This window comes from Thalassobius sp. MITS945101, assembly GCF_047123305.1.
Taxonomy (GTDB): Bacteria; Pseudomonadota; Alphaproteobacteria; order Rhodobacterales; family Rhodobacteraceae; genus Thalassobius.
Genome location: NZ_CP138918.1, coordinates 3,736,202 through 3,760,785, shown reverse-complemented (window position 1 = coordinate 3,760,785; position 24,584 = coordinate 3,736,202). Strand labels below are relative to the sequence as shown.

General features: G+C 61.4%; 20 protein-coding genes and 1 pseudogene. 8 read left to right on the top strand and 13 right to left on the bottom strand.

Annotated features, from left to right (window positions below; genetic code table 11):
• Positions 1-89 precede the first annotated feature (89 nt).
• The 4 genes from SIC14_RS18470 (at position 90) to SIC14_RS18455 (ending at position 4,313) form a co-directional block, all read left to right on the top strand.
• On the top strand, positions 90-998 hold the full coding sequence (locus SIC14_RS18470; RefSeq protein WP_412563376.1) for an AAA family ATPase: 909 nt from the start codon (positions 90-92) through the stop codon (positions 996-998).
• Positions 999-1,012: 14 nt separating this feature from the next.
• Complete coding sequence (locus tag SIC14_RS18465) at positions 1,013-2,275, top strand: vWA domain-containing protein (protein WP_412563375.1); 1,263 nt, start codon at positions 1,013-1,015, stop codon at positions 2,273-2,275.
• Positions 2,276-2,342: 67 nt separating this feature from the next.
• Complete coding sequence (locus tag SIC14_RS18460; RefSeq protein ID WP_412563374.1) at positions 2,343-3,308, top strand: XdhC family protein; 966 nt, start codon at positions 2,343-2,345, stop codon at positions 3,306-3,308.
• Positions 3,309-3,311: 3 nt separating this feature from the next.
• Positions 3,312-4,313 carry a molybdopterin-binding protein gene (locus SIC14_RS18455; protein WP_412563373.1) on the top strand — a complete coding sequence of 334 codons (1,002 nt, stop codon included), beginning with the start codon at positions 3,312-3,314 and terminating at the stop codon, positions 4,311-4,313.
• A 2-nt stretch (positions 4,314-4,315) separates the two neighbouring features.
• Here SIC14_RS18455 and SIC14_RS18450 read toward each other — a convergent pair whose 3' ends face one another.
• Complete coding sequence (locus tag SIC14_RS18450; RefSeq protein ID WP_412563372.1) at positions 4,316-4,678, bottom strand: hypothetical protein; 363 nt, start codon at positions 4,676-4,678, stop codon at positions 4,316-4,318.
• Between the two features lie 304 nt (positions 4,679-4,982).
• On the opposite strand from SIC14_RS18450, the pseudogene dctP reads away from it, so the two are divergent.
• The 3 genes and pseudogenes from dctP to SIC14_RS18435 all read left to right on the top strand — a co-directional run.
• Positions 4,983-5,867 (top strand): annotated as a pseudogene (dctP, locus tag SIC14_RS18445) (TRAP transporter substrate-binding protein DctP); the annotation flags it as partial.
• Between the two features lie 110 nt (positions 5,868-5,977).
• Entirely contained in the window at positions 5,978-6,628 is a 651-nt protein-coding gene (locus SIC14_RS18440) for a TRAP transporter small permease subunit (protein ID WP_412563371.1), read from the top strand.
• Positions 6,628-8,028, top strand: a complete 1,401-nt coding sequence (locus SIC14_RS18435) for a TRAP transporter large permease (protein ID WP_412563370.1) — start codon at positions 6,628-6,630, stop codon at positions 8,026-8,028. Before SIC14_RS18440 ends, SIC14_RS18435 begins: the two co-directional genes overlap by 1 nt.
• Before the next feature lie 47 nt (positions 8,029-8,075).
• Here the strand turns inward: SIC14_RS18435 and SIC14_RS18430 are convergent, their stop codons facing one another.
• From SIC14_RS18430 to SIC14_RS18400, 7 genes are all read right to left on the bottom strand, one after another.
• The gene (locus SIC14_RS18430) at positions 8,076-9,110 is read right to left on the bottom strand and encodes a DUF1513 domain-containing protein (protein WP_412563369.1); all 1,035 of its coding nucleotides are present in this window, start codon (positions 9,108-9,110) and stop codon (positions 8,076-8,078) included.
• A 52-nt stretch (positions 9,111-9,162) separates the two neighbouring features.
• Positions 9,163-10,191, bottom strand: a complete 1,029-nt coding sequence (locus SIC14_RS18425; protein ID WP_412563368.1) for an imelysin family protein — start codon at positions 10,189-10,191, stop codon at positions 9,163-9,165.
• Positions 10,192-10,204: 13 nt separating this feature from the next.
• A complete protein-coding gene (locus SIC14_RS18420) occupies positions 10,205-11,734 on the bottom strand; it encodes a di-heme oxidoredictase family protein (RefSeq protein WP_412563367.1) in 1,530 nt (509 codons plus the stop codon).
• 107 nt (positions 11,735-11,841) lie between these two features.
• Positions 11,842-13,107, bottom strand: coding sequence for an imelysin family protein (locus SIC14_RS18415; protein ID WP_412563366.1), 1,266 nt, complete (start codon positions 13,105-13,107; stop codon positions 11,842-11,844).
• Between the two features lie 31 nt (positions 13,108-13,138).
• Positions 13,139-13,666 (bottom strand): hypothetical protein, encoded by a 528-nt coding sequence (locus SIC14_RS18410; protein ID WP_412563365.1) that lies wholly within the window; start codon positions 13,664-13,666, stop codon positions 13,139-13,141.
• 9 nt (positions 13,667-13,675) lie between these two features.
• On the bottom strand, positions 13,676-13,834 hold the full coding sequence (hemP, locus tag SIC14_RS18405) for a hemin uptake protein HemP (protein WP_412565895.1): 159 nt from the start codon (positions 13,832-13,834) through the stop codon (positions 13,676-13,678).
• 11 nt (positions 13,835-13,845) lie between these two features.
• Positions 13,846-14,028, bottom strand: a complete 183-nt coding sequence (locus tag SIC14_RS18400; protein WP_412563364.1) for a hypothetical protein — start codon at positions 14,026-14,028, stop codon at positions 13,846-13,848.
• 202 nt (positions 14,029-14,230) lie between these two features.
• On the opposite strand from SIC14_RS18400, the gene mnmH reads away from it, so the two are divergent.
• Positions 14,231-15,286, top strand: coding sequence for a tRNA 2-selenouridine(34) synthase MnmH (mnmH, locus tag SIC14_RS18395; RefSeq protein WP_412563363.1), 1,056 nt, complete (start codon positions 14,231-14,233; stop codon positions 15,284-15,286).
• On the opposite strand, the gene selD is transcribed toward mnmH, so the two are convergent.
• From selD to nirB, 5 genes are all read right to left on the bottom strand, one after another.
• Positions 15,283-17,454: a selenide, water dikinase SelD gene (selD, locus tag SIC14_RS18390; RefSeq protein ID WP_412563362.1), complete on the bottom strand. Its 2,172-nt coding sequence runs from the start codon at positions 17,452-17,454 to the stop codon at positions 15,283-15,285. The two genes, mnmH and selD, sit on opposite strands and share 4 nt — an antisense overlap.
• Before the next feature lie 86 nt (positions 17,455-17,540).
• Positions 17,541-18,923, bottom strand: coding sequence for a siroheme synthase CysG (cysG, locus tag SIC14_RS18385; protein WP_412563361.1), 1,383 nt, complete (start codon positions 18,921-18,923; stop codon positions 17,541-17,543).
• Positions 18,924-19,029: 106 nt separating this feature from the next.
• On the bottom strand, positions 19,030-21,696 hold the full coding sequence (locus SIC14_RS18380; protein ID WP_412563360.1) for a molybdopterin-dependent oxidoreductase: 2,667 nt from the start codon (positions 21,694-21,696) through the stop codon (positions 19,030-19,032).
• A 74-nt stretch (positions 21,697-21,770) separates the two neighbouring features.
• Positions 21,771-22,103 (bottom strand): nitrite reductase small subunit NirD, encoded by a 333-nt coding sequence (nirD, locus tag SIC14_RS18375; RefSeq protein WP_412563359.1) that lies wholly within the window; start codon positions 22,101-22,103, stop codon positions 21,771-21,773.
• The gene (nirB, locus tag SIC14_RS18370; RefSeq protein WP_412563358.1) at positions 22,100-24,544 is read right to left on the bottom strand and encodes a nitrite reductase large subunit NirB; all 2,445 of its coding nucleotides are present in this window, start codon (positions 24,542-24,544) and stop codon (positions 22,100-22,102) included. The genes nirD and nirB overlap by 4 nt, the downstream gene beginning before the upstream one ends.
• Between the last annotated feature and the right edge of the window lie 40 nt (positions 24,545-24,584).

The window sequence follows — 24,584 nt, the reverse complement described above, 5'->3', positions numbered from 1 at the left end:
GGGACAGGCCAGCAAACCCGCACGCGACCTTCGTCGTGCTTGACCTACGGGGCCGGGGCTGCCCTTCTACCGATCAAGGGAGGATTTTCATGCGCACAGCCACATCCATTGAGGATCTGCAACAGCAGCTTGCCGGTCAGGACTATGTCTGCAGCCGCGCCCTTGCTACGGTTGGGTTTCTGTCGCTGAAGCTGGGCCGTCCCCTGTTTTTGGAAGGCGAAGCGGGCACCGGCAAGACCGAGATTGCCAAAGCCATCGCCGCCGCGCTGGGCCGCCGGTTGATCCGACTGCAATGTTATGAGGGGCTGGATGCTTCTTCGGCCGTTTATGAATGGAACTTTGCTGAACAGATGGTGGCCATCCGCACTGCAGAGGCGGCGGGAGGCGCGGACCGTGACGCCTTGAAAAATGAGCTGTTCACCGAAGACTACCTGATCGAACGCCCGCTGTTGCAGGCCATGCGCCCACAGGACGGCGGCGCGCCGGTTTTGCTGATTGATGAGATTGACCGCACTGATGAGCCGTTTGAGGCCTTTCTGCTAGAAGCGCTCAGCGATTTTCAGGTCACCATTCCCGAATTGGGCACCATCAAAGCACCCGAGCCGCCGATTGTGATCCTGACCTCCAACCGCACCCGCGAAGTGCATGACGCACTGAAACGGCGCTGCCTCTACCATTGGGTGGATTACCCCGGCTTTGACCGTGAGGTGGAAATCCTGCAGGCCCGCGCCCCCGAAGCCGCCGAAGCCCTCAGCCGTGAGGTGGTTGCCTTTGTTCAACGCCTGCGCACCGAAGACCTGTTCAAGAAACCCGGTGTGGCTGAAACCATCGACTGGGCGAAATGTCTGCTAGCTTTGGACGTGCTGACCCTCAGCCCCGAGGTGATTGCCGACACATTGGGGGCGGTTCTGAAGTATCAGGATGACATTCAACGCCTGCAAGGCTCAGAGGCGAAACGCATTCTGGATGAGGCCAAGGCCAGGTTGGAACCGGCATAATTGGGGGCAATGCAATGACCCAGCTGCCCGATCTGGACCTGCCTGAGGATCCCAAGCTCAGCCATAACATCATCCATTTCGCCCGTGCCCTGCGCAAGGCGGGGTTGGCGATTGGGCCGGGGCGGGTGATTGATGCGATCCGCGCGGTGGAGGCGGCGGGATTCAGTCGCAAGGAAGATTTCTACTGGACGTTACACGCCTGTTTTGTCACCCGCCCCGAACAGCGGGCGGTGTTTGCGCAGGTGTTCCGTTTGTACTGGCGGGACCCACGCTATCTAGAACATATGATGGCGATGATGCTGCCGGCCGTACGTGGTGTGCAGGACGAACGCAAAGCCCGCGCCGCAGAAAAACGCGCGGCAGAGGCGCTGCTGGAGGGGCAGCAACCCGACGATTTGCCGGAATTGCCCGAGGCGGATGAGGTCCGGATCGAGGTGGATGCCTCTCAGACCACCTCGGTGCAGGAAAAACTGCGTACGCTGGATTTCGAGCAGATGAGCACTGATGAAATCGCTGCCGCCAAACGCATGATTGCGCGGCTGAAACTGCCGGTGCAGCCGATCCGGTCACGCCGGGTGCAAGCCGCCATGACGGGCCACGCGCTGGACTGGCGGCGCACCATCCGGGCCTCAATGCGGCGGGGTGGCGAGCTGCATGAACTGGCGATGAAACAGCGGCGCACCCGATGGCCCAATCTGGTGGTGCTTTGCGATATCTCAGGCTCCATGTCGCAATACAGCCGGATGGTTTTGCACTTTCTCCATGCGGTCGCCAATGAAAAGGGGGCAGGCTGGGCCAAGGTGCATGGCTTTACCTTTGGCACCCGGCTGACCAATATCACCCGCCATCTGCGGCGCCGTGACGTGGATCAGGCCCTCGCGCTGGCGGGGGCCGAGGCGCAGGATTGGGAGGGCGGCACCCGCATTGGCGATTGTCTGCATCTGTTCAATCGCGACTGGTCACGCCGCGTGCTGGGGCAGGGGGCGGTGGTCCTGCTGATCACCGACGGGTTGGATCGCGGCGATGCGGCGTCACTCAGTAAAGAGATGGAGCGGCTGCACCTGTCCTCACGTCGTCTTATCTGGATCAACCCGCTTTTGCGCTGGGACGGTTTTGCCCCCAAGGCACAGGGGATAAAGGCGATGTTGCCGCATGTGGATGCCTTCCGCGCCGGTCATTCCATCGCTTCGCTTGAAGCCCTGGCAGCGGCGATCTCAGACGCGCAGGATCGCGGTGAAAAAGACCGGTTGTTGCGGATGATGGCGGAAGGGGCCTGAAACACCTGTCAGCAATGGACAAGCCGCGCCGGCCTGCTAGGTTGCTTGCCGCTAAGGGAGAGAATTGATGGACCGCTTTGACAACATTCCAGAAATCGCGCTGGGCTGGCACCGCGAGGGCAAAGGGGCTGTGCTGGCAACGGTGGTGGAAACCTGGGGCAGCGCACCGCGACGGGTGGGCAGCCAATTGGCCATTTCGTCAGAGGGGGAAATCGAAGGATCGGTTTCCGGCGGCTGCGTGGAAGGTGCAGTTGTGGTTGAAGCGCTGGAGGCGCTGGAGGCGGGCGAAAGCCGCCTGTTGGAATATGGCATCAGCGATGGCGATGCCTTTGCGGTGGGGCTGGCCTGTGGTGGCACCATCCGTGTGTTGGTCGAACCTGTTGGCAAGGTGCTGCCTGAGGCGATGCTGTCAGATCTGGTTGCTGCCCGCGCCGCACGTCGCCCCACGGCCTATGTGGTAAATCTTGCAACCGGCACCCGTAGCCTGACCGATCAGGGGTATGACGACCAGTTCCGCATGGATCGGTCGGGGTTTGAGGAGGATGGCCAGACCTTTGTGGCGATCCATAATCCGCCGCTGCGCATGCTGATTGTTGGCGCGGTACATATTGCGCAGGCGCTGGTGCCGATGGCGCGGCTGGCGGGCTATGACCCGACCTTGATCGACCCGCGCGAAAGTTTCGGATCCGAGGCGCGGTTTCCCGGCGAAACCATCCTGCATGACTGGCCCGACGAAGGCGTCGCTAGCTATGGGCTCGACAGTCGCACCGCCCTGGTATTGCTGACCCATGATCCCAAACTGGATGACCCCGCGCTGGAACAGGCGCTGCGGTCGGATGTGTTCTATATCGGCGCTTTGGGGTCAAAACGGACCCACGCAAAACGGGTCGCACGGTTTGACGAAAAGGGCTACAGCGCTGAGGAGATTGGTAAAATCCACGGCCCCGTTGGACTGGACATTGGCGCGGCAAGCCCGGCAGAGATTGCCCTGTCGATCATGGCGGAATGCACCGCCATTCTGCGTAAAGGGTGAGCCATGAAGTTCGGACCCGTCCCAAGTGCTGACGCCGAGGGCGCCATTCTGGCCCATTCGCTGCAACTGCCGGATCAGAAATTGCGCAAGGGGCTGCTGTTAGAGGCGGGCCATGTCGCGGCCCTGATCGCGGCGGAGGTTGCGGAAGTGACCGTTGCCCGGCTGGAAGCCGGCGACATGCATGAAGATGCAGCAGCGGATGCCTTGGCACATTCGCTTGTTCCAGATCCCGAGGCGGCAGGGCTAAGCCTTAGCAAAGCCTTCACCGGACGGGTGAATATCACCGCCAATGGCCCCGGTGTGGTGTCGCTGAACCAGCGCGCGCTGGTGGCGATGAACGCGATTGAACCGATGATCACGCTGGCAACCGTGCCTGCCTATCAGCAGATGACCAAAGGCGGCATGGTCGGCACGGTCAAGGTGATTTCTTACGGTGTCAGCAGTCGCGATATCGAAAAGGCCTGTGCAGTGGCAAAGGGCGCGATGCGTCTGCGCCCGCCGGTCCATCGCACCGCTGCGCTGATCGTGACCGACATTCCGGGCGGCGCGGGGTTGAAAGGCCAGCAAGCCATTGCGGATCGGATTGCGGCGCTGGGCATGGAGTTGGAGGAGGTCGAACTGGTCCCACATCGCGAGGCTGACCTGAGTGTGGCGCTGAAGGAGGTCAAGGCCGATATGGCTCTGATCCTCACTGCCTCGGCCACATCGGACGCCTATGATGTCGCCCCGCAGGCGGTGCGGCTGGCGGGCGGACGGGTGGAACGGTTTGGTATGCCGGTGGATCCCGGCAATCTGTTGTTCCTTGGCCAGCTGGGGGCACGTCCGGTGATTGGCATGCCGGGCTGTGCCCGCTCTCCGGCATTGAATGGGGCGGATTGGGTGCTCAGCCGTGTGGCCTGCGGCATTGACGTCTCGGGGCAGGACATTGCCGAAATGGGCGTTGGTGGTCTGCTTAAGGAAATTCCGACCCGTCCGATGCCACGGCGGTCAAAGCGACAATCCTAAGCTCAGTGTGTCTCTGCCAGGTCGTGAAACTGTTGCGATAGGTGGCGGGCAAAGGGCTGTAGCTGCGTCATGTAGCTGCCGTCTGCCACGTAGGCGTCACGCAAAAACAGGCTGTGCACCGGCGCATGGCCAATTTCTTGCCGTGCTTCCTCAACAATCGAGCCACCCGACGTGCCGCTTTGGGTCACCAAGAGGGCGTAAGGCGGGAAGGGGGATTCCTGACACCGGAGCCAGCTCAGCACCGGGGGTGCCATCGCGCCGGCCCAGTTGGGCGTACAGATCAAAACACCCTTAAAGTCCTGCGCCTGATGGAACGGTGGCAGGATTGCGCGGCTCTGGCGGCGCAGGATGCTCCAGCGTGCCATAAGATAGGAAAACGGCCCCCGAAAGGGACGCTGCTCACGGATCTCTTCAAACTCGGCGGGGACAAGGCGTTGAAATTCTGCCGCCGCCCGCCGGGTGAATCCGGTTCTTGAAAAACAAACAACTAAAAGGTCATGCATTTTTAAAGTGTTTTCCAGATGCGGGTTAATCTCTTTGATTTAAGTCAAGGTCATCTTCATACAAGGCCAAGGGATGGCGTTTCCCGTATAAGTACGGTGTATCATTCAGGAAAAATTCCCACTTAACGTCGCGCTTTTGGCTGCGGGTCTTGGCAGGTGGGGGGCGCTGGCCGAGCTGGTGTCGGAGAAAACCGGCGGCGATTTCACCCTGAACATCTCCTACGGCGGCCTGTCGAAGAACCGTGAAAACCTGGATGGTATCTCTATTGGCGCATTTGAAATGGCGCAGTTCTGCGCGGGTTATCACCGCGACAAGAACCCGACCATCACCGTGCTGGAACTGCCGTTCCTTGGTGTGAACACGCTAGAAGAAGAAGTGGCCGTCAGCCACGCTGTTTATGGCCACCCCGCCGTGCAGAAAGATCTGGCACGCTGGAATGCCAAGCTGCTGATGACCTCGCCTATGCCGCAGTATAACATTGTTGGCACTGGCGATGCGCGTGACGAACTGGCCGAGTTTGAAGGCATGCGGGTACGCGCAACCGGCGGCATCGGTCAAGCTTTCAGCGCCGTTGGGGCTGTGCCGACCTCGGTCACGGCAACCGAAGCCTATAACGCAATGGAAAGCGGTGTTGTGGACACTGTGGCCTTCGCCCAGCACGCCCATTTTGCCTACCGCACCATCGATCAGGCCAGCTGGTGGACCGCCAACCTGAACCCCGGCACTGTGAACTGCCCGGTTGTGGTCAACATTGACGCCTATGACGGCCTGTCGGACGCCCACCGCGAGGCGCTGGACAGCTCGATCGACGAAGCCATCGGGCACTACCTGGCCAACTACGGCGCACTGCTGTCCAAATGGGACACCGTTCTGGCCGAGAAGAACGTCGCCAAGGTGATGCTCTCGGACGATGAGATCGCCAAGTTCCGCGACGTGGCCGCTGGTCCGATCCGTGACAAATGGATTGCCGACATGACCGCGCAGGGCATTCCGGCCCAAGAGCTTTATGATCTGGTCATGGAGACCCTGAAAGCACAGCGCGGCAGCTAAAGCCACCGACGTTGAACACATTGGACCGCCCCCTTAGCGGCGGGCGGTCCTTTTGCATCTGTCACGCGGGGGAGCGTTGGCAGGGCCAATAAAACAAGATGGGGGAGGCCATGGCTGGATCAGCTGCGGTATTGGAAGACGTCTCAACGCTGAGCCGTCTGGATCGGGGATTGCACCGGATTGAGCGCATCTTGGCGCTGGTCAGCGGGCTGGCGGTTTTTTCACTGATGCTATTGGCGGTGGTTTCGGTGTCAGGCCGGAACCTGTTTAACGCCCCCCTGCCGGGCTATGTGGACTGGATCGAACAGGCCATGCCCTTGATTGCCTTTATGGGGATTGCCTTCACTCAACGTGACGGTGGCCATATCCGCATGGACATTCTGGTGGGACGATTGAAAGGCCGCGCGCTTTGGGCGGCAGAGTTTCTGACCACATTGGTGGCATTGGCGCTGATGGTCCTTTTGGTCTGGGGCACCTGGTCCCATTTCGATCGCAGCTTTGATTTCGCCGCCCCATTGTGGAGCCGTGACAGTTCCATCGACATTGGCATCCCGATCTGGCCCGCCAAGTTGTTGGCCCCAGTTGCGTTTTCCGTGTTGTGCCTGCGGCTAACGATCCAGCTGGTCGGCTATGGCCGCGCCTTTGTGAAAGGTCTGGTGGAACCCGTGGCCGTGCCATTGGTGCTGTCGGCGGCGGCGCAGGCCGCCGAAGAGGCGCTGCATGTCAGTGGTGACGCGGATCGTGAAAAAGGGGCGCAATGATGGAAAGCATTGAAATTGGCCTCTGGGTTTCCGGCTTCCTGCTGCTTTTGGTCGTGCTGGGAATGCGGGTGGCCTTTGCCGCTGGTGTTGCCGGCTTGGTGGGGCTGATCTGGTTCTTCTGGAACAAGTTCGACTACGCCCCTGACCGATTTGGCAAAGCGCTGGGGATTGCGGTGAAAACCGCCGGGCAGGTGCCGCACTCGAAAGTGTCCAGTCAAGCGTTGTCGCTGATCCCGACCTTCATCCTGATTGGCTATCTGGCCTATTACGCCGGTCTGACCAAAGCGCTGTTTGAGGCCGCCAAACGCTGGGTCGGTTGGTTGCCGGGCGGCTTGGCTGTGTCGACCGTCTTTGCCACTGCGGGATTTGCGGCGGTCTCTGGCGCCTCGGTCGCCACCTCCGCCGTCTTTGCACGGATCGCCATCCCGGAAATGCTGAAGATTGGCTATGACAAACGTTTCGCCGCAGGTGTTGTGGCGGCGGGTGGCACGCTCGCCTCGCTGATCCCGCCCTCGGCCATTCTGGTGATCTACGCCATTATTGTGGAACAGGACGTGGGCAAACTGCTGCTGGCAGGTTTCATCCCCGGTGCGTTTTCGGCGCTGATCTACGGGCTGCTGATCGTCACCTTGGCGCTGACCCTGCCCAAGTTTGGCCCGCCGGTGAAAGGCTTCACCTGGAAAGAACGTTTTGCCTCTCTTCCGCCAGCCTTCCCGATCTTCTTTGTGGTCTTCATCATCATCTTCTTCATCTACAACCCCTTCGGCGGCGATGCCTGGGGCACCCCGACTGAGGGCGGCGCTTTGGGCGCTTTTGTGGTCTTCCTTATGGCACTGCTGCGCGGCATGGGTTGGGGACAGTTGAAAGATGCGCTGCTGGAAACCGCCAAACTCTCTGCAATGATCTTTACCATCATTTGGGGCGTGCTGATCTATGTGCGCTTCCTTGGCTTTGCCGATCTGCCCGGTGCGTTTTCTGATTGGATCACCGGACTGGAGCAAAGCCCGATGTTGACGCTGGTGCTGATCCTCTTGGCCTATGCGGTGCTAGGCATGTTCATGGACGCCATCGGGATGCTCCTTCTGACCCTGCCGGTGGTGTATCCCGCTGTTATGGCGCTCAACGGGGGCGAGTTTGTTTCGGCCGCAGACAGCACCTTTGGCATGTCCGGTCCAATGTGCGCGATCTGGTTTGGCATTCTGGTGGTGAAAATGGCCGAGTTCTGCCTGATCACCCCACCCATTGGCCTCAACTGTTTTGTGGTGGCAGGTGTTCGTGATGACCTGTCTGTGCAGGACGTGTTCAAAGGGGTCACCCCCTTCTTCATCGCCGATGCGATCACCATTGCACTGCTGGTGGCCTTCCCGGCAATTGTGCTGTGGTTGCCCAGTCTGGTGTGATCTGAAAACAGGCTCGGGCGTAAGCCCGGGCCACGCCCGCCAGTGGTTCAGACCGCAATCAGGTGATTGTCAAAGGCCAGATCATGCCGCGCCGGCGCGCCTTCGGCACCGATGTGGCGGATCACGCCCTTGCCGGAGGTGAGGACAAAGCCACCCTCCAGTGCCGACAGGCCACAGACGTCCGTCTCGTCCACCTGTCGAAGGAAGGCGCCTGTTGCGGCGTCAAACAGTTGCACCGCATTGCCACGTGGGGAGGTGATGGCCACCTGCCGCCCATCGCCACTGAAAGCAACAGAGCCCGCATAGTTTTTCATGCCGGCGTGCTGCGGGGCAGGGGCTTGCACCAACCGAGGCGCTTCGCCCCAGCGGATCAGCCCCAGAAGCGGCGGGTGGGTGCCGTCCGCGCCCTGCCATTGCATTGCAAACGCCAAAAGCCCGTCGGGGCGCACCGCCAGATGGCGGATCGAGTTCAGTCGCAGGGCGCTGTCCAGCTCAACCACCTCCAACCCGCCGTTCAGGTCCATAAGCGTCAAATTGGCCCGCATCGTTGGCAGATTCAGTGGGCTGCGGCCGCTTTCAGGATGGGTGTCGATGCCGCCATTGGCGATCACAAACCGCTCGGCACCGTCCAGACCCACAGGCAGGCGCAACATCTCATGCGGTCCGATCCCACCCGAAGGCAGATCGCCGACGCGCCGGTATCCCCGCCGGCGGTCCCAGATTGCCACACAGCCCATGCCGTTTTCATAGTCGTTTTCCGGCGTCAGCAGCAGATCGCCGGCCAGATCAAAGGCCCCGTGACCGGTGAAATGCCGCCCCTCTGGGCTGGTGAGCGTGGCCGTGACCGCGCCGTTGGCGCAGTTGATCACCTGCGCAAACGTGCCGGGTCTGCGGGCAAAGGCCACCGCTTCGGGGCGGGTGGGATGGGCCGCCGCCGCATGGCCGCGACCGGGCAATGGCAGGTCAAACAGCGCTTCCCCGTTCTGTGCCAGTCCAAACAAGCGAAACGTGCCATCGGGCGTTTTTGCGGCGGCCAGAAAACGCGGCGCACCGACATCTGCCCAAGTTAGCTGCGGTGTCAAGCTACTTGCCAGAAGACCTGTCAAAAACCCCCGTCGCGACGCCCGCATTGGTTCAATCCCCGTCCAGTGCGTTGAAGCCTGCCGGCACGCCCAGTTGTTCCCCTAGCGGGGGCATCAGTTCTTCGACGATGCGGCCGTGCAACCCAAGGCGCACCATATCAACCTGCATCCAGCCCAACGCGTCGCTGACCTGCGAAAGATCCGGCGATTCCAGCGTGTCGATGTTTTCAGCGACCTCACCAAAAGCACCGGCGAGTTCCCGTTCCAGGCTGCTGTCATCCTCCGCCAAAAGTGCCGCCAGTTCCGCCAGTTCTGCAACCGCCAGAGCAACGGTTTGCCTGCCGCGTGCGGACCGCCGTGCCTCGGCCCGTTTTGGGCGGGGGCGGTCAAAACTGCCCAGGGGGCGGCCAAGGCGCATGTCAGTGGTGAACTGCAGGCCGGTCAGCAGGGCTTTGAAAAACTCCTGCGTGACTTCATCCTGCGTTTGGTAAGGACTGTCCCCACCGGCTTGGCGCATCTGATCGGCGTAGTTGGGCCAATCTGCAGCGATACGGGCGCTGAGACGGGCGATATCGGCGGTGCCAGCTTCGACCAGGGCGCAGGCATAGGCGGCGGGTTGCTGCAACTGGGGTTCAAACAACAGGTATTCCAGCGTATAGAACCCACGCGCCGCGATCGAGAGTTCTTCAAAGGCCTCAGGTGCCAGCAGCGCCACGTCCTGATCCGCCAGCAGACGCGCCAGCGCCTTGGGGGTTTTGCCACGCGGATCCGGCCAGAAGGCCAGCGCAAAGGCTCGGTTGTTCACTTCGCTTGGTCCAAATCGCAGATGGCTGACCCGGGTCCAGGCATCAAAGGCGTTGTGATAGGCGATCTGCAATGCCTCACTGTCGGGCGAGCAGTTCTCATGCGCGACGGTTGCAAGAGTGGCGGTGGTCTGTGCCAGGTCTTCAAAGTTTGGCAGCACATGTTGGGTCAGGATGGCGTCGATCTTGGCTGTTTTGGCTGCATCGGCCTCTTCCGCCTGCAGTCCGAAGGACAGGGGGAGCAACGCGCAGCTTAAGGCAACAACAGATCTCAGCATCACAATATCTTTCTCAAAGACTTTCCAAAAAGGCGACCAAGGCTGCGCGGTCAGCTTGGCCCATCTGGCGCACCCGAGCCTGCGCCGTCGCCGCTTCGCCACCGTGCCAAAGAACCGCCTCTAACAGGGTGCGGGCACGCCCGTCGTGCAGGAAGCCTGCCTCCGGCGAGGCCGCTTTGGCCAGACCGATACCCCAAAGCGGTGGGGTGCGCCATTCCTTCTGTGTGGCAATGCCTTCTGGGCGGCTGTCGGCCAGACCGTCGCCCATGTCATGCAGCAGGAAGTCGGAGTAGGGCCAGATCAACTGGAAGGACCGTTCAGGGGTATCAGTCAGCCGGTGGGTGACAAAGTTCGGGGTGTGGCAGGCCTGGCAGCCCGCCTGATAAAACAGCTCTTTGCCGCGCAGCACCTGTGGGGCCGCCACCTGCCGCCGTTCCGGCACGCCGAGGTTGGCGGTGTAAAGCGTCATGAGATCCAGCGCGATTGTGTCGACCTCATGGCCCCGCACATCGCCGTCGCCATGGGGCGCATTGCGGCAGGCGGTTTGGGTGACGGTGCAATCGCCCCAGGCGGCAGGAAGCAGCGGGGTTGAAAGTCCCAGATCGGTGCTCAGCGCCGCCGCAACCTGTTGCCGCAACGTGGGCTGGCCCGCCTTGTGACCGAACCGGCCCAGCATCCATTGGTCATGTTCAATCGACCAAGCGACAGCTGCGCGGCCGGAAACCCCGTCTCCATCGCTGTCGTGGGGATCTGCCTGGGCCACAATGTCGGTAGCGGGAATGGCTTCAATCAGGCCCAGACCGCTGATCGGCAGCGCGATACGCGGGCTGAGCATCACCTCCTTATGCAAAGGGCCATGGGCCATCTGTTCCAGCGCGACCTCGGGACGACGCAGGGTTACCACCGTGCCGTCATCCAACGTCACAGGATAAGGCGTGTAGCGGACCGAAAGACGTGCCTCCGCACCGATATTGGCAGTGGCGAAATCCTGAAGCTGACTGCCGTAATTGGGTTCGGGCGCGGTGGCGATCCAATCCGCAATCTCTGCCGTGCGGGCATCAAGATCTGCCGGAACCGAGAGTTTCAGCGCAAAGCTTTTGGCGTCATCACTGGGCCCTTGGGGCGCGTGACCGCGCCCGTCACTGATGTGACAGCCGGAGCAGGCCCGCGCATTGTGCACAGGCCCCAACCCATCCGAGGCGCGGGTCGACGACGGCGCCGCCACCCAAAGTTTCTCAAACAGGGCACGCCCCAGTTCGAAATCCAAGGTTTCAGTCAGATTGGCCGCGGGCTGGGCAAAGATTGCAGCCCCCTCTGCGAGGGCAACGGTGCCGGCTCCTGCTGACTTGGCCTCAAACCGCTGGGCCGCGTTGAAATCTGTCGGGGCTTGGCGCACCGCGTTGATGCGCGCGGCTTCCGCCTTGGTGCGGGGCAGGGGATCAAGATGCGGCTCATGCAACAGCGGGTCGGCCGCCAGCGGGGCGGCAGTGAAGGTTAGCGCAACCGGCAGGGCAACTGGCAGGATCAGGCGGGAGAGGGACATGGGATCTGGCACCGGTTCGGAATTGGCCCGAGGGGCTGGATGTCGGGGGGGATGAACATAGTCCGGCCGCGAGGGATCCCCGCGGCCGGTTTGTCGTATTGGAGGCTTTAGTTGAACACGGCGGACGGGTTATCCAGGCTGTCGGAGCCTTCAAATTCCATCTGGTTCAGGCCCAGTGCGGCGACAACACGTTCGATGGATTTGGTTTGATCCACCAGACCGTTGACACCGCCCATGATCAGGGCTTCGCCTTCGGCGTTGCCACGTTCCAGCATCTGGTCATAAGCGAAACCGTTGTCGGCAGCCTCTTTCATCTTGCCCAGAGCAGCCATGGTCACTTCCAGTTTGCCAGTCATCTCAGCGTCCAGAGCAGCGTCTTTGGCTTTCACCAGATCGCTCAGCGACGCGCCAGACACAACGGTGCCGTCAATGCGGGTGTAGCTGCCCAGATAGACGTTCTGGATGCCCTGGCCATCGTAGTAGTGGCTGTTGTGGGTGTTGTCGGAGAAGCAATCATGCTCTTCCTCGGGATCGTTCAGCATCAGGCCAAGGCGCATGCGTTCACCAGCCTGCTCACCGTAGGACAGCGAGCCCATGCCGGTCAGCATTGCAACCAGACCCGCGTTATCATCGGCCAGTACGGTTGCACGACCTTCGCCACCCGCAGCCCACTGGGCCGCCATGAACTCAAGATCCGAAACCAACAGATCGGTTGCCGCTTTCAGGTAGCCCCCACGACGGTCACAGTTGCCACCGGTACAATCGTCACCCGCAGCGAAATCGGTCCAGGGGCGGTTGCCCGCGCCGGCGCCGTGGCCGTTCAGGTCCTGGCCCCAAAGCAGGAATTCAATGGCGTGATAGCCAGTGGCGACGTTGGCCTCAACACCGTCTGCTTCGTGCAGGGTGGCTTCCAGCAGCTCTGGGGTGATGTTGGTGGCGTCCACTTCGGTGCCCGACAGGGTGAAGACCGGGGTCGCCACCACGTTCAGCGCAGCATAGTCGTTTTCTTCCGACAGGCCGTAAGACGCGTCCACATAGTCGATCAGACCTTCGTCCAACGGCCATGCGTTTACCTTGCCTTCCCAGTCGTCAACGATGGCATTGCCGAAACGGTAGACCTCGGTCTGCTGGTAGGGTTTACGCGCCGCCAGCCAGGCGTCTTTGGCCGCTTGCAGGTTTTCTGCCGAAGGCGTGGCGATCAGCGCATCAACTGCAGTCTGCAGCGCCTGTGCGGTGATCAGGCTGTCCTGATACTTCGCTTCAGCGATGTTGGCGTAGTTTTCCAGAACCGCTTGGGCGCTTGGGGCCTCGGCGAGAGCGGCGCTGCCCAGCGTCAGTGCCAGCACAGAGGTGCTCAGGAAGGTGGTTTTCATGATCAACAGTCCTTGTTGGGGAGTTTGTAAATTATTGGGTGAATTGCGGTGTCGGGTAGATCTGGCCGGAATGGGCCGTCAGGTGATCATCCCCAAAGTCTTCTTCGTGTTTGGCACGGCTCAGCGCCGCCCCAACCGATTGCGCCAAGGCCGTTGACAGCGGCACTTGTTCGGCGCGCAGCATCAGACTGGCAATCAACATCGCATCCGCATCTTCGCCCGCCGCCGCCAGATCGACGAGGTTGGCAAAACAGCTTTCATCCGCGCCAAGGCATTTGCATTGCAGATGGTGACGGCACATGCGGCGACGGCCGTGATGGATGCACAGGCTGCACAGGTGGTCGAACTCCTGTCCGATGCGGGTTGCAACCTCGGGACCAAGCGCGGGGGTCAGATCCGCCCGCAGCTGGTCGCGGTGGCCCTCACACCAGAGGCGCAGATACATCACCGCAGAGGCAGGCACCGGATCAAGGTCTGAAAGAACCCCAACCGGCGCCCCCCCTTTGGGGCGCTTGGAGGTTGGTTTCCGACGGTCTGTGCTGGCATCGCTCTGTCGCATCGGCTCAGCTCACTTGGTCAGGATCAGTTTACCAGCGCGGGTGATGCGCAAGCTGTAAACCTGGTCGTTCAACACGATCAGCGCCTGGGTGCCGCCTTCGGTCAGGTCTTCGGCGCGATGTGTGGGCAGGGTCGGCAGCTCAATTTCAGAGGCGCCGGATTGGTTCATTCTCATGGTGGTCATGCCAAGGTTTCCCGTTGATCAAGCCGGTCGATGAGCCGCTCCAAGGAGTAATTGTCGGAAAGGCCGGCATCGAAAAGGCCGGTTTCAGAAAGGATCGACAGCAACAGCGGGCGGTCAGTGCGTTGGGTGTCCCCAGAGGAGGCATGACGTCCAGCCGTCTGATAATGCGCGTTTCTCATTGTCGAAATTCCTGTTTGCAGAATCGGGCTGCCGCAAATGCGGGTGGCTGGATGTGATGGAGGTTTTCTGACTAATTTAGTCGGAAACGTCAATCTGAGTTTTTTACTCAATTAATGCGCAGGCCGGAAACGCGGCGTTTGTGCGCTGGCCTTGTGACGCGCAACGCCTTATGAATAGGGGAGAAATCGCAGGAGGGGCCAGATGGTTGACCGCGTCAAATTTTCTTCGCTGCGAGAGATTGCGGCCCTTGGCTTCGATGACATCATCGACGTGCGCGCCCCTGCCGAATATGCCGAGGATCACCTGCCTGACGCCATTTCCCTGCCGGTTTTTTCCGATGCGGAACGCGCCAAAGTCGGCACCATCTATGTGCAAGACGACCCGTTCAAGGCCCGTAAAGTTGGCGCAGCGCTGGTGGCGCGCAACGCGGCCAAACACCTCGAAGGCCCTCTGGCAGATCGTTCAGGAGCATGGCGGCCCTTGGTCTATTGCTGGCGAGGCGGCCAACGCTCTGGCTCTTTTGCCTCGATCCTGGCGCAGATCGGTTGGCGCGTCAGCCTGATCGACGGCGGCTACAAGGCTTACCGCCGGTTGGTGGTGCAGATGCTCTACGATCAGCCCTTGCCGCATCGGCTGGTGCTGATTGATGGCGGCACAGGGACGGGCAAGACCGACCTGCTTGCCGTTCTGGCAGAGCAGGGTGCGCAGGTGCTGGATCTGGAGGCGCTGGCCAATCATCGCGGATCGCTCCTTGGGGGGCGGGATGGCGGGCAGCCCAGCCAAAAGGCGTTTGAGAGCCAGCTGGCAATGGCACTGGCCAAAATGGATCCAGCGCGGCCCGTACTGGTGGAAGCGGAGAGCGCCAAGATCGGCCGCATCCGCATTCCCCCGTCGGTCTGGCAGGCGATGCTTGGCGCAGATCATTTCCGCCTTGAGGTGCCGCTGGCGGCCCGGGCCCGCTATCTGGCGGCGGCCTATGTTGATGTCATCGGAGATATGGAAGAGCTCTGTGCCCGCCTGTCCCACCTCGCACCGTTTCATGGCCATGAGGCTGTGGCGCGCTGGCAGATGATGGCCCGCAACGGCGATCACGTCGCGCTCTCGTCCGAGCTGGTTGAGGTGCATTACGACCCCAGCTATCGCCGCTCTTCCCGCCGCGCCAGTGATCCGCTGGAGGTGCTGTCGCTGACGGATCTGGCGGCTGAAGATCTGCAAGTGGCGGCGGATCGTCTGCTCAAGCAGCTTTCAAACGCTTAACGGCAGGTCATTTCATTACCGTCGGTAATGACGCCGATCTGGGCTGCACCTAGGCCATTTTCTTTGATTTTATTCAGTAGCTTGCTTGCCATAGTTGCATCAACAGCTGCCAGCAGGCCGCCGGCTGTTTGGGGATCGTGCAGCAAGGTGGCGCGCGGGCCGCGTGCGTTTTGCACCGGTGCATTGGCCAGGTTCGCCGGATACAGCGAGGAGGTCACACCCGCCGCCGCCAGAGCCTCGGCACCGCGGTAAAGGGGAAGCTCTTCCAGCCAGAGTTCCGCCCCAACGTTTGAGGCTTTGCAGATCTCGCTCAGGTGTCCGGCAAGGCCAAATCCTGTGACATCGGTCATGGCATGTGCGCCGCTGAGGGCAGCTGCGGCGGCGCCCTGTGGTTGCGCCATCTGCTGCAGCATGGTGGCGATGTCTCGGCCCCTCGCGCGTCCTTGCATCTCCGCCGCCAGCAACGTGCCGCTGCCAAGGGGGCGGGTCAGGATCAAGGCGTCCCCCACCTTAGCGCCCTTCAGGCCAATGGGATTTTCGGCGGTGCCCGTGACGGTGAAGCCAACCGTCAGTTCGGCGCCCAAGGTTGTGTGCCCCCCAACAATTTCAGCGCCGGCCTCTGCGAACACCTCGCCTGCGTGGCGCATGATTTCGGTCAGGGTGCGTTGCTGTAACGTGTCTGACATGCGCGGCAAAATGAGCTGCGCCAGCGCCGCCTGCGGACGAGCGCCCATTGACCAGATGTCGCCCAGGGCATGCACCGCTGTAATCCGCGCCATCAGGGCGGGGTCGTGGCTGAACGCCCTCAGATGATCGGTGGAAAGCACCTGTTTCACGCCGCCCATCTGCAACACTGCCGCATCATCCCCAGCACCCTGCAAGACGTCGGGATGGTGGGGCTGTTTCAGATCGCGGAGCGCCGCGGACAACGCCCCGGGCCCCACCTTGGAGCCACAGCCGGCACATATGGGTTTGCCGCTGGCCAGCTCTTGCGCAACACCTTCTGCGGCAACGACAGGCGCTGTGGCCTGCGCCATCTGTGGCAGATCCTGAAACTTCGCCATAAAGGCCCGGTCAATGCGGTCCTTCCATTGCCACAGCCAGGCCCCCGCCAAGGGCCGTCCCCATTTTTCCGCTAGCGCTGCCTTTGTGCCCAGAGAAATCAGTTTAAGGTAATGCGCTTGTGGCCTGAACTTAGTCAATTTTTTGTCTGTCAGGCTGGCTTCGACATTGGCCAGCAATACCGGCGCGGCCCGCACCGCAAACACACCGGCCTTTGGTCGTGGCGCGTGAGGCATGTGAGCACAGTCGCCAGTGGCAAATAGGCTGTCGTGACCTGCAACCTGCAAGGTTTCATCAACGGTGATGTAGCCCTCCGTCAGGGGCAGATCGGTCTGTGCCAGCCAGCTGTGAGGCGTTGCCCCCGCTGAGCCGATTGTGAAATCGGAGACTAGGGTTTCACCAGATGAGAGCACGATTGAATCACTTCGAATTTCCGAGATTTCCGTTTTTAATCTGAGGGTAATGCTACGCTCTTGAAGTGTTTTCTCAAGCACGAACCTCGTCGCGGCGCTGGTTCCTGTCAGCTTGTCTGTTGCTTCGATGACAGTTACATCCGCCCGTCCGACGGCCTGCTCCAACGCATGAGACATCGCCATCGCCAGCTCCGCCCCGGCAACGCCGCCGCCGATAACACGGACCGGCCCGGCAGAGCCTTTGCGGCGCGCCTCCTCTAGGAACGCCCCCCAACGGGCGGCATAACGATCCAGCGGTTTGGCGGGCACGGCATGGGCGCTGAAACCGGCCACATCCGGCAGGTCCGAGGTGATGCCGATATCCAATGAGGCGATGTCATAGTTAATAGGTCCGTGCCCCTCTACCTCAACTCGGCGCGTGGCGGCGTCCAAACAGGTGGCCCGTCCCAGGATCAGCCGCGCACCGGCAAAACGTGCAAGGCGGACCAGATCAATTTCCAGATCCTCGCGGCTGTAATGCCCTGCGATATGGCCGGGCAACATGCCGGTGTAGGGCGCGGTGGGTCCGGGGTTGATCAGGGTGAGGCGCACGCCGGGCAGAGGCCGCATCCCCCATTTGCGCAACACCAGCGCATGGGTGTGGCCGCCGCCGATCAGCACAACGTCTTTGGTCAGGGGGATCTGGGTCTGCATCGCGGCCTCTCACTGTTCCGGACAAGAGCTAGCCTGAACCGTCCGTCAGGGCCAGTGCAAGACGCGGATCCACCGTGCGCGGGGGATCACATTTGTTTGCTGTCGCCCTGCGCCATGTCTTTCGGGCAGCGGATCATCAAAACGGCGGGGTTCTGGATGCCCTCAGCGGCGATTGCCTCGGCCATTTCATCCAGCGCACAGTCGAGGATCTTCTCATGCGGGTGGCTGGCTGAGGCGACCACGGAAACTTCGGTGTCGCCGGGCAGACCGCCCTCCAGCAGGTTTGCCTGCACCTCATCCGCCTTGTGCACCGCCATATAAAGGACCAGCAAAGAGCCCGGCAGCGCCATCTGGGCCCAGTCCGGTTGATTGTCACCGGGGCGCAATGTGCCGGTTGTCAGCGTCACCCGGTCGGTTTCGCCGCGGGCGGTGAGGGGGCGCGTCAGTGCTGCAGCTGCTGCCGAAGCGGCGGTCACGCCAGGCACAATCTCGACCGGAATACCGGCGGCGCGGGCGGTTTCAAGTTCTTCCACGGCGCGGCCGAAAATCGACGGATCCCCGGATTTCAACCTGACCACACGCTGACCCTGTTGCGCCGCGCGCAGCACCACTTCATTGATGCGGTGTTGCGGCCATTGGGTGGTGCCAAGCACCTTGCCAACATACACCCGTTCCGCATCGCGGCGGGCCAGTTCCATCACCTCTGGGTCCACCAGACGGTCGTAGAAAATGATGTCGGCTTCCTGCAGCCGCTCTACCGCGCGCAGGGTCAGGAGGTCCCGCGCGCCGGGACCGGCGCCCACAAGGCTGATCTGCCCGAGGTCCGAGGCCCGAGGCGCGCCGCCGGAGGCAATCGCCTGTTTCAGCAGGTCTGCGGCCTGACGTTCGGCGCCGCGTTTGTGGGCCTGCCACGGCTCTTCGTTAAAGGTCCAGCGCCAGAAGTTGCGCCGTTTGTGTTGCGGCACCCGTTTTGCCACCGCATCGCGCAACCGGCCCGCCAGCGCGGCAAAACTGCCCAGTCGCGGGTCCAGCATGACCTCCAAATCGGTTTTCAACCGTCGGGCCAGGACCGGGGCCGTGCCCTCAGTGCCGATGGCGAGCACAACCGGGTCACGGTCAACGATCGAGGGGGTTGTGGCATCGCAGAGGTCGGGCTGATCCACCACGTTGACGGTAGCGCCTGCCGCTTTGGCGACCGCATGGAGGGCTGCGTCAAGCCCAGGGCATCCGGTGGCGATGAAAACCAGCGCGGCGTCGCTGAAACTGTCTGTGGTGATTGGCCCCGTGTTGTGAACGGCACGTCCCTCGGCCACCATTGCCTGCAGTTCATCCTCCAATTCGGGCGCTAGGAGGGTCAGGGCGGCCTCGGTCTTTAGCACCAGCCGCGCCTTCTGCGCCGCCTGTTCCCCGCCGCCTGCGATGACAACGCGGCGACCTGCCATTTTCAGAAACATGGGGAAGAATTTCATCTGCGTGGTCCTAGGCGGCTGGAGACAGGCACAGCGTCCCTGTCTGGCAAGAGGGCTTCCCCGTGATTTAACGGTGTTTGACAGTGATGCAAAGGGCAATGGCCCGTTATTCCGCCGCCTGCCGCCGTGTTGCCGAGGAAATAAGCGCCGCAAGTTCCGGCCGGCAGGATCCGCAGTTCGTGCCAGCATTCAGTACATCCCCGACGGCTTCAACCGAAAGGAGGTTCTGCTCACAAATCGCCGTCATCAATGTGTTCACACCCACGTTGAAACAGGCACAGATTGTAGCCCCGGGATCTGGTTGGTCGGCACCGGGTCGCCCGGCCAAGGGGGCCGCGCCGGTGTGGCTGAGCTGCGCGCTGACATGTTGCCGGGACACCGCCACAGGCGTTGGGGCTATGAACAGCGCGGCGGCGAGACGCCCGTTTTCATGGGCCGCATACCGGAACAGGCCCGCTGCGGTGTCCTCAAAGATTTGTGCGTTTATTTCCGGCCGGTTAAACAGGCGCTGCGCAAAGGATTGCCAATCCGAAGGGGACTCCATCCCCGCCAACTCCACCTGCCAGCCATTGTTGATCCGGGCCTGGGCCCAATAGGGGCTGTCCGGGGTGGGTTTGACCTGGCTGACCGCATATCCAAACCAACGGGCCGGCAGTTTTTTGATGGCCACCGGCGTTGCTTTGGATTCCGGTTGTCCCGAAACCGGATCCACCTCTGCCGCCACAAGCGCGTCGATCCGCCCCTGTGAGGCAAACTGACCAGTCCAGTGCATCGGTGCAAACACCTGTCCCCGTTGCACTTTATGGCTGAGCAAGACGCGCAAAATGGCCTTGCCGTGCGGCGAGGAGACCTCGGCCAAGTCCGCAGCGGCGAGGCCAAGGTCAATAGCATCCGCCGGGTGGATTTCCAGATAGGGCTCTGCCAGATGCTGGCTGAGCCGCGGCGTCAAGCCAGAACGGCTCATGGTGTGCCATTGATCGCGGATCCGCCCGGTGTTGAGCAGAAACGGATGGGCCTTTGTTGGCGCTGCGGCAGGCGCGCGATGGTGTAACGGCAACATGCGCGCCTTACCGTTCGGGGTGTAAAAACGGCCATCCGCGAAGAACCGTCCGCCCTTGCGGCCCTTGCTGAGGGGCCACTGCTGCGGTGGCAGGCGATCATATTGCGGGTCTGACAGGTCATGCAGCGCCGAAATGTCAAAATCTTTGCCATGGGCGGCGGCAAGGCCAGAAAGCGCAGCATATTCCCGCAGGATATCGGGGGGGGTCTTGTAATCAAACGCGGCGTGCCATCCCATTCGGCGCCCAACCTCTGCCAACACCTCCCAATCATGCCGCGCGCCACCGGGTTTGCGGAGGAAACTCCGTTGCCGCGAAATGCAGCGTTCGGAGTTGGTGACAGTGCCAAATTTTTCCCCCCAACCGGTGGCTGGCAACACGATATCCGCCAATTTAGCTGTATCGGTGTCACCATACATGTCGGAGACCACTACAAAGTCACAGCCCGAAATGGCCTCTTTCACACGGTCAGCCTCCGGCATGGAGACCACCGGATTGGTGCACATCACCCAGAGCGCCTTGATCCTGCCATCGCCCACGGCGTGGAACATATCGACGGCTTTCAGGCCAGCCGTTTCTGGCAACGCAGGGGCCTGCCAGAAATCGCGCACTGTTGCCCGGTGACCTGCGTTTTCCAGATCCAGATGGCACGCCAGCATGTTGGCCAGCCCACCAACCTCACGCCCGCCCATGGCGTTGGGTTGGCCGGTGACCGAAAAAGGTCCCATGCCTTCACGACCGATCCGCCCCGTTGCCAGATGGCAATTCAGGATCGCATTCACCTTATCAGCCCCAGATGTCGATTGGTTGACCCCTTGGCTATAGATTGTCACAACTTTCTCCGTCTCGACCCACGCTCGGGTGAAGGCGGCAATCTCCTCCTCTGTTAGGCCGGTGACTGATGGATCATCGTTCCTTGCGGCGGACAGGGCAGCGTCAAAGCCGTCCACATGATCTGCCACGAATCGGGCATCCACGGCACCGTTTTCGCACAGAGTGGTCAACAAGTGGTTAAACAGCGCCACATCACTGCCCGGATTGATTGCCAAATGCAGGTCGGCCAGATCGCTGGTTGCGGTGCAGCGCGGGTCAATATTGATGACCTTCATGTTTGGACGGGCCGATTTTGCCGCCGCGATGCGCTGATAGAGCACCGGGTGACACCAGGCCAGATTCGAGCCAACCAGCACGACCAGATCGGCCGCCTCCAGATCCGTATACTGCCCCGGCACCGTGTCCGTTCCAAACGCCCGCTTATGCCCCGCCACAGACGAGGCCATGCAAAGCCGCGAGTTGGTGTCGATATTTGCCGAGCCGATGAAACCTTTCATTAACTTATTGGCGATATAGTAGTCCTCGGTCAGCAATTGACCGGAGACGTAGAAGGCCACGCTGTCGGGACCGTGGTTTTGGATGGTCTGTTTGAACGTTTTGGCGACCTGGGACAGGGCAGTGTCCCAATCGGTGGCCATGCCATTGAGTGTGGGGTGAAGGAGGCGCCCTTCAAGTGAGAGCGTTTCTGCCAGGGCAGAACCTTTGGAACACAGGCGGCCCAGATTTGCGGGATGGTCGGGGTCACCTTTGACAGTGACCTCGGGGCCGGTGGCCCTGTGCGTGACGGTTGCAAGGACACCACAGCCCACACCGCAGTACGGGCAGGTGGTTTTTACCGTTTTGCCAGGAGAGGCGGATGGCAATGTATCGGGCTGTGACATGACGACTCGGTGTTCTGGGCGGTAAAGGACCGCGGCGAGATCCGCCGGGGAAATGGGCGTTTTGGGGAAGCGGGTTAGGCGGCAACAGCGTTTGCGAATTTGCGCGTATCAAGGAGGATCTGTCCCTCTTCAACCCGCACCGCATAGGTTGCGATTTTGCCCTCATCTGCGCCCTGGGCCTGACCGCTTTCAAGATCGAAGACCCAGTTGTGCAGCGGGCAGGTGACGGCACGACCGTGCACGATGCCTTCCGACAAGGGGCCGCCCTTGTGGGGACAGCGGTCGGCGGTGGCAAAAACCTCTTCGGGCCCGGTTCGGAACAGGGCAACGCAGCCAAGGCGGGTTTTCACCACCCGTGCGCCGCGCAGCGGGATTTGCTCGATCGGGCCAATGTTCAGCCAGGTCATTCTGCGGCCTCCAATGTCAGGTCTGCAATCGGGGTGAATTGTTTGGCAGGCTCCGGTTGGGCCTGCTCGGCCCAGGGATCCGTGCGGTACACGGATTGCGACACCTCAAACCGTGCGGCCAGGGCCCGACGGTTTTGCAGATCATCAACCACCTGTTCCTTGCACCAGTCGAGGCCCACTTTGGCGACCCATTTGTAGACACGGTCAAGGTATTTGCCGTTTTCACGGTAAAGCTGGGTAAAGGCAGAGATGACGTCGATCGCCTCCTGTTCTGAGGCCACTTTGCAGAGCAACTCGGTTTCTTTGACCTCCATCCCCGCCGCGCCGGCAACGGAGATTTCGTAGCCGGAGTCCACACAGACAACACCAATGTCTTTGCAGGTGGCCTCGGCACAGTTGCGCGGGCAGCCTGAGACAGCAAGCTTCAGTTTATGGGGGGTCCAGGAGCCCCAGAGGTGCTTTTCCAGTTTTACACCCAGACCGGTTGAGTCCTGAGTGCCGAACCGGCAATGGTCTGTACCGACACAGGTTTTGACCGTCCGCAGCCCTTTGGAATAGGCGTGGCCTGAGACCAGACCAGCCTGGTTCAGATCAAACCACATCGCGGGAAGGTCCTCGCGTTTCACCCCCAGAAGGTCGATCCGCTGGCCGCCGGTCACCTTGACGGTGGGGACATCGTATTTGTCGGCGGCATCAGCGATGGCGCGCAGTTCGTCTGGGGTGGTCAAGCCGCCCCACATACGTGGAACCACCGAGTAAGTGCCGTCTTTTTGAATGTTGGCGTGGCGCCGTTCGTTCACAAAGCGGGATTGCGGATCGTCGGCGTAGTCGAGCGGCCAATCCGTAAGCAGGTAGTAATTCACCGCCGGGCGACAGCTGTGGCAGCCGTTGCGCGTTCTCCAACCCAGTTCTTGCCAGACGGCTTCCTGACTTTTCAGACCTTGTGACTTGATCAGCCGTCGCAGGGCTTCGTGGGTCAAATCGGTGCAGCCGCAGATCGCCTGATCGGTCGGCAAAACAAACGCATCGCCCAGCATGGCGCCCATCAGCTGTTCGACCAGACCCGTGCAGGTCCCGCAGGAGGCGGACGCTTTGGTTGTTGCGCGAATGTCGCCAAGTGTCGTGGCCCCCGCTTGAATGGCGGTGACGATATCGCTTTTGGAAACGCCGTTGCAGCCGCAAATTTCTGCCTCATCCGGCAAGGCTGCAACGGCCGCCATAGGGTCCAGCGCAGCCCCCCCTTGGTAGGCCGGGCCAAAGATCAGCGTGTCCCGCATTTCCGAGATGTCGGTGCCGTCTTTGATCATGCCGTAAAACCAGGCACCATCGGCGGTGTCGCCATACATGACCGCACCGATGATGCGGTTTTCCTTGAGGATCAGGCGTTTGTAGACCCCCCGCGCCGGATCGCGGAACACGATGTCCTCACGGTCGTCGCCCTCGGCAAAATCGCCGGCGCTGAACAGGTCGCAGCCGGTTACTTTCAGCTTGGTTGAGACCTCTTTGTTGACAAATGTGGCGTCATCGCCGAGCAGCGTTTTGGCCAGCACCTTGGCCTGATCGTAAAGCGGCGCGACAAGGCCAAAAACAGCGCCGTTGTGTTCGACACATTCACCAAGCGCCAGAATATCCGCGTCCGAGGTGATCATATGATCGTCTACGTGAATGCCACGCCCAACCGCGAGACCGGCGTCTGCACCGAGTGCCGTGGCTGGACGGATGCCGACCGCCATCACCAACAGATCACAGGGCAGTTCGGTGCCATCCTCCAGCAGCAGCGCCCGGACTTTGCCGTCACTGCCAAGGATTTCTTTGGAATTGGCGTTGCACAGCACGGTGATGCCTTTGTCCACCAAGGCCTTGCGCAGCAGGTAACCGGCGGCCGGATCCAGCTGCCGTTCCATCAGGTGGCCCATGATATGAACCACGGTCACGTCGACGCTCTGAGCGGCCATGCCAGCGGCGGCTTCCAGCCCCAGAAGACCGCCGCCGATCACAACCGCTTTGGCGCCGGGTTTGGCCCCCAGGGCCATCATCCGCTCGGTGTCTTCCAGATCGCGGTAGGGGATGACGCCTGCCAGATCATGGCCGGGCAACGGGATCATGAAGGGGGTCGACCCCATTCCCAGAACCAGCTTGTCATAGGCCAGCTCACCGTTTTCACCGATCACCACCTTGCGGGTACGATCAATGCCTGTGACCTTTTCGCCAAAACGGCAGGTGATCCCGTTTGCGGCATACCAATCGTCATCGTGGGTGACGATCTCTTCATAGGTTTTGTCCCCCGACAACACAGGCGACAGCATCAACCGGTTGTAGTTGCCGCGTGGTTCGGCGTTGAACAGGGTGATGTCATAGGCGTTGGGATCTGCCTCCAGCAGGTGTTCCAGCGCCCGACCCGAGGCCATACCAGCCCCGATCACAACAAGTTTCTTAGACATTGTAGCCTCCGTGCCCAGTGATCCGGGCAGAGAGGTCTGC

Bases quoted from the DNA above. Each gene is read 5' to 3' on its own strand.
- SIC14_RS18470 (WP_412563376.1), top strand. From the start codon at position 90: ATGCGCACAGCCACATCCATTGAGGATCTGCAACAGCAGCTTGCCGGT.
- SIC14_RS18465 (WP_412563375.1), top strand. From the start codon at position 1,013: ATGACCCAGCTGCCCGATCTGGACCTGCCTGAGGATCCCAAGCTCAGC.
- SIC14_RS18460 (WP_412563374.1), top strand. From the start codon at position 2,343: ATGGACCGCTTTGACAACATTCCAGAAATCGCGCTGGGCTGGCACCGC.
- SIC14_RS18455 (WP_412563373.1), top strand. From the start codon at position 3,312: ATGAAGTTCGGACCCGTCCCAAGTGCTGACGCCGAGGGCGCCATTCTG.
- SIC14_RS18450 (WP_412563372.1), bottom strand. From the start codon at position 4,678: ATGGCACGCTGGAGCATCCTGCGCCGCCAGAGCCGCGCAATCCTGCCA.
- SIC14_RS18440 (WP_412563371.1), top strand. From the start codon at position 5,978: ATGGCTGGATCAGCTGCGGTATTGGAAGACGTCTCAACGCTGAGCCGT.
- SIC14_RS18435 (WP_412563370.1), top strand. From the start codon at position 6,628: ATGGAAAGCATTGAAATTGGCCTCTGGGTTTCCGGCTTCCTGCTGCTT.
- SIC14_RS18425 (WP_412563368.1), bottom strand. From the start codon at position 10,191: ATGCTGAGATCTGTTGTTGCCTTAAGCTGCGCGTTGCTCCCCCTGTCC.
- SIC14_RS18420 (WP_412563367.1), bottom strand. From the start codon at position 11,734: ATGTCCCTCTCCCGCCTGATCCTGCCAGTTGCCCTGCCGGTTGCGCTA.
- SIC14_RS18415 (WP_412563366.1), bottom strand. From the start codon at position 13,107: ATGAAAACCACCTTCCTGAGCACCTCTGTGCTGGCACTGACGCTGGGC.
- SIC14_RS18410 (WP_412563365.1), bottom strand. From the start codon at position 13,666: ATGCGACAGAGCGATGCCAGCACAGACCGTCGGAAACCAACCTCCAAG.
- hemP (WP_412565895.1), bottom strand. From the start codon at position 13,834: ATGAACCAATCCGGCGCCTCTGAAATTGAGCTGCCGACCCTGCCCACA.
- SIC14_RS18400 (WP_412563364.1), bottom strand. From the start codon at position 14,028: ATGAGAAACGCGCATTATCAGACGGCTGGACGTCATGCCTCCTCTGGG.
- mnmH (WP_412563363.1), top strand. From the start codon at position 14,231: ATGGTTGACCGCGTCAAATTTTCTTCGCTGCGAGAGATTGCGGCCCTT.
- selD (WP_412563362.1), bottom strand. From the start codon at position 17,454: ATGCAGACCCAGATCCCCCTGACCAAAGACGTTGTGCTGATCGGCGGC.
- cysG (WP_412563361.1), bottom strand. From the start codon at position 18,923: ATGAAATTCTTCCCCATGTTTCTGAAAATGGCAGGTCGCCGCGTTGTC.
- SIC14_RS18380 (WP_412563360.1), bottom strand. From the start codon at position 21,696: ATGTCACAGCCCGATACATTGCCATCCGCCTCTCCTGGCAAAACGGTA.
- nirD (WP_412563359.1), bottom strand. From the start codon at position 22,103: ATGACCTGGCTGAACATTGGCCCGATCGAGCAAATCCCGCTGCGCGGC.
- nirB (WP_412563358.1), bottom strand. From the start codon at position 24,544: ATGTCTAAGAAACTTGTTGTGATCGGGGCTGGTATGGCCTCGGGTCGG.